General features: G+C 58.6%; 4 protein-coding genes. 1 reads left to right on the forward strand and 3 read right to left on the reverse strand.

The features are described from left to right. Positions 1–47: 47 nt before the first annotated feature. From sapB to pspF, 3 genes are all read right to left on the reverse strand, one after another. Positions 48–1,013: a putrescine export ABC transporter permease SapB gene (gene sapB / locus Q7O77_RS15025; RefSeq protein WP_304169149.1), complete on the reverse strand. Its 966-nt coding sequence runs from the start codon at positions 1,011–1,013 to the stop codon at positions 48–50. Continuing rightward, positions 1,010–2,710, reverse strand: a complete 1,701-nt coding sequence (sapA, locus tag Q7O77_RS15030; protein WP_304169154.1) for an ABC transporter substrate-binding protein SapA — start codon at positions 2,708–2,710, stop codon at positions 1,010–1,012. Before sapA ends, sapB begins: the two co-directional genes overlap by 4 nt. A gap of 152 nt (positions 2,711–2,862) precedes the next feature. Further along, on the reverse strand, positions 2,863–3,858 hold the full coding sequence (gene pspF, locus Q7O77_RS15035; protein WP_304169157.1) for a phage shock protein operon transcriptional activator: 996 nt from the start codon (positions 3,856–3,858) through the stop codon (positions 2,863–2,865). A gap of 223 nt (positions 3,859–4,081) precedes the next feature. On the opposite strand from pspF, the gene Q7O77_RS15040 reads away from it, so the two are divergent. Further along, positions 4,082–4,469: PspA/IM30 family protein (locus tag Q7O77_RS15040; protein ID WP_304169160.1), on the forward strand; the 388-nt coding region annotated here is incomplete at its 3' end.

Below are 4,469 nucleotides of genomic sequence, written 5' to 3' on the forward strand. Positions count from 1 at the left end.
TCCAGGTATCACGCCAGCGGCTAGGCTGATGTTTTTCGCGATAAATATTATCGGAGAGCATACCATTCCTTATGTTTCAACGGGTTGGTCATCGCACCCCAGATATCAGACAGTACGCCAATGGAAGACACCATCATGCCGATCACCATCACGCCCGCCGAAATCGCGGCGTAGTCCTGCTGGCGGATGGCGTTCACCAGCCAGCGCCCCGCGCCCGGCCAGCTGAACACAACTTCGGTAATCATCGCCAGCGTCAGCATGGCGGAAAACTGCAGTCCCAGCTTGGGCACGATGGGCGGCAGCGCGTTGTGCAGCAAATGACGACGGATGATGGTCGTGCGCGACAGCCCGCGCGTGTAGGCCGCCTTGATGTAGCTTTTGCCGATAATTTCGGTGGTGCTGATCCGCATCAGCCGGAACACTTCGGTCGTCGGAGCGACGGACAACACCGTCACCGGCAGAATCAGGTGGCGGACGGCGCTCATCATCATTTCATCCCGGTAAGGGGACTTAACCAGCCAGGCGTCTATCAGCGAAAAGCCGGTAACGCGCGGCACCTGATAGAGCAGGTCGAAACGGCCGGAGACCGGTAGCCAGCCCAAATGGAGCGAAAAGAACAGGGTCATCAGCAGCGCCAGCCAGTAGATCGGCAGCGAGAATCCCAACAGCGCCAGACCGCTCAATATTTTGTCCTGCGTTTTGTTTTGCAGAATACCGGCGGTGATCCCCAGCACGATGCCGATGACCAGCGCCAGCGAAAAGGCCAAAACGCACAGTTCGATGGTGGCGGGCAGCACCTCCTTCAGCTGTTCGCTGACCGGCTGTCCGTTGATGCTGGACAGACCGAAATTCCACTGTAACAGGCCGACGAGATAAAAGCGGTAGGCGTCAAACAGCGCCACGCCGCGCAGCGGGGCGTGAGGCGTGAAATAGAGCAGGCTGAAGCCGACCAGCGTCAGCAGAAATAGCGTCACCACCAGCAATAGCAGGCGGCGCAAGGCATAGATAATCACGGCGCGACTCCTTCCATTGGCGGCGGCGGTTCCGGCAGTTCCCGCGGCGCAGGCGGCGGCGCATCGCTTTCGCGGTAGACCCCGGCGAAAGAGGTATTGCCGAAGGGACTGAGCACCAATCCTTTCATGTCATAACGATAGGCCTGCATACGCAGCGAAGACGCTAGCGGCAGTACGGGCAGCTGGTCGGCCAGAATCTGGTGCGCCTGCTGGTAATAATCAATGCGTTTGGAGAGCTGTTGCGACGACAGCGCGTCCTGCAACACCTGATCGAATCCGCTATCGCACCAATGGGCATAGTTGGTTTGTGAGCGGATGGCGGCGCAGCTCAATAAAGGGCGGAACACGCTGTCCGGGTCGTTGCTATCCGTGGCCCAGCCCGCGAGGGTCAGGTCGTGATTCATTTCCATCAGACGCGCTTCCTGAAAGCGTCCCTCAACCGGTATCAGCGTCACTTCAACGCCGACCTGAGCCAGATCGGCCTGAATCAGCTCGGCGGTTTTCACCGGGCTGGGGTTGTAGGACTGCGATGTGCTGGGCACCCACAGCTGAAGGTGCAAATTATTCACCCCCAGTTCCTGCAGCATCCGACGCGACTTCTCGGGATTGTAAGCGGTGATCTGCGCTTCGCTGTTATAGGCCCAAGAGGCGCGCGGCAGAATGGACGCGGCGGTTTCCGCCGTACCGTAATAAATCGACTGCATCAGGCGGTCATTGTTAATCGCCAGTGCCAGCGCATGGCGGACGCGCGGGTCGTCCAGCGGCGGTTTGCGCACGTTGAACGCCAGATAGGCGACGTTCATGCCCGGACGCAGAGACAGACGCAGACGCGGATCGTTACGCAGGATGCTGAGCTGACTGGCGGCCGGATAGGCCAGAACATCGCACTCGCCGGTCAGCAGCTTGGACAGGCGTCCGGTTCCGCCCGCACCGAGGTCGAAGACGACCTGTTCCATACGCGGCTGGCCGCGCCAGTAGTCGTCATTGCGCCGCAGGCGCACAAACTGCCCGTAGCGATATTCGTTCAGCGTATAAGGGCCGGTACCGACCGGCAGACGGTCGATCAGCTCCTCTTTATCCTGCTGTTGCAGCTGCTGGGCATACTCCGCCGACAGAATGGGCGCGTAGTGTGTCGCCAGATGCCACAGGAAAGAAGCGTCGGGTTTGTTCAGCCGGATCTCGATGGTGTAGTCGCCGATTTTGCGAATACTTTGCACCGTGTCGGCGAACTGCAGGCTGTCGAAGTAGGGGTATTCGCCGCCGTTGATGTCGTGGAACGGGTGATGGACATCCAGCATCCGCTGGAAGCTGAACAGTACGTCATCTGCGTTCATCGCGCGGGTCGGCGCAAACCATGCTGTGTGCTGAAACGGCACATCGTGGCGCAATGTGAAGCGATAGGTCGCGCCGTTATCCAGAACTTCCCACCGCTGGGCCAGCTCGGGAACCAGTCGATAGGTATAGGGATCTACGCCCAGCAGGCGGTCATACAGCTGTGCTGCGAGGGTATCCACCATCACGCCGCTGCGCGCCATCTGCGGGTTGAACGTCGTCAGTTCATCGTTGACGCAATACACAAAGCCGCTGCTGCGGATATCTTCCGGCGGCGTCGGGCTTGGCGTGGGCGGCAACGGTGCAGCCAGCGCGGAACCGGTTAACCAGGTCAACGCTAGCGCAAGAGTATATTTTCCAGACATACGGGAGTTTTCAGGCAATATGCGATAGACAGAGTGTAACGCACTCTGCGCCTCGCCCCAATTTCTTGTCGCCAACCGTTGCCTTTTTCACCATTAGAGACGAGCGTCCCTGCGTTATATCGTCCCCGCAGCCGTCATCGCCGTGTCTCAATTCAGACCTCATTCACGCTGATGGCATGTTTTTTCAGCAGCCCGCGCAGCTGATGGTAGGTCAGTCCCAGCAGTTCGGCGGCCTTGCGCTGATTAAAACGGGCCTGCGCCAGCGCCTGCTGCAACAGCTGCTGCTCCTGCTGACTCAGCCAGCCGCGCATATCCAGCGGCAGCGTGGGCAGGGTGTCTGATTCGGCGTCCGGCACCGTTGGCGTTGGTGTCGCGGAGGGTTGAAACGGGTTGATGATGATATGGTCCAGCGGCTCGCTACTGGTGCCGTGGCGATAAACGGAGCGTTCCACCACGTTTTTGAGTTCGCGAACATTACCGGGCCAGCTGTAGTCGAGCAAAGTGCGCTGTGCCCGCTCGGTCAGGCCGGGGAAGAGCGGAAGTCCCAGCTCCCGGCACATCTGAACGGCAAAGTGGTCCGCCAGCAGCATGATGTCCTGCTGACGTTGGCGTAGCGGCGGAAGCTGCACCAAGTCGAATGCAAGGCGGTCCAGCAGGTCGGCGCGAAATTTCCCCTGCGCCGCCAGCGCGGGCAGATCGTCGTTGGTGGCGCACACCAGCCGCACGTCGACCTGCAACGATTGTCCGCCGCCCACGCGTTCCAGAGCGCCATATTCGATGACGCGCAGCAGCTTTTCCTGCACCAGCATCGGCGCGGTCGCCAGCTCATCCAAAAACAGCGTGCCGCCGTCGGCGCGCTCGAAACGACCGAGATGCCGCTTCTGGGCGCCGGTGAATGCGCCAGCCTCATGGCCGAACAGCTCCGAATCCAGCAGGTTCTCATTCAAGGCGGCGCAGTTAAGCGAAATGAACGGCCCCTGCCAGCGGGGAGACAGATAATGAAGGCGGCTGGCGATCAGCTCTTTACCTGTGCCGCGTTCGCCGATCACCAACACCGGTTTGCTGAGCTGCGCCAGTTGAGACACCTGCTCCAGCATTTCGAGGAAGCTGTTGGCTTCCCCGAGCAGCGAATCTTGTTCATAAGCCACGAAATCACCTTGTCATATTGACTAACTGTTAGCGAATTTAACCAGCATAGCAGCCGGGCCTCATGACGTAAAAAAGAATAATACGTTTAAATTCAGTTGATTATTTTATTTTGCGACATTGGCACGGAGATTGAATTACCTCATGGAGATAACGTGACCCGATACGCCGGGGCGGATCCAACGGGCGTACCAAGACGCCGGAAATCATTAAGAGGATAACACTATGGGTATTTTTTCTCGTTTTGCCGACATCGTTAACGCCAACATCACCTCCTTGCTGGACAAGGCGGAAGATCCCCAGAAGCTGGTTCGGCTCATGATTCAGGAAATGGAAGACACGCTGGTTGAAGTGCGCTCTACCTCAGCACGAGCGCTGGCGGAGAAGAAACAGCTGGCGCGTCGCATCGGCCAGGCGCAGTCTCAGCAGACGGAATGGCAGGAAAAAGCCGAACTGGCGCTGCGTAACGATAAAGAAGATCTGGCTCGCGCCGCTCTGATTGAAAAGCAGAAGCTGACCGATCTTATTGTCGTACTGGAGCAGGAAGCGGAGAACGTAGATGAAACGCTGGAACGCATGAAGCGTGAAATCGGCGAGCTGGAAAATAAACTGA

It is taken from the genome of Lonsdalea britannica, from assembly GCF_946477055.1.
Taxonomy (GTDB): domain Bacteria; phylum Pseudomonadota; class Gammaproteobacteria; order Enterobacterales; family Enterobacteriaceae; genus Lonsdalea; species Lonsdalea britannica_A.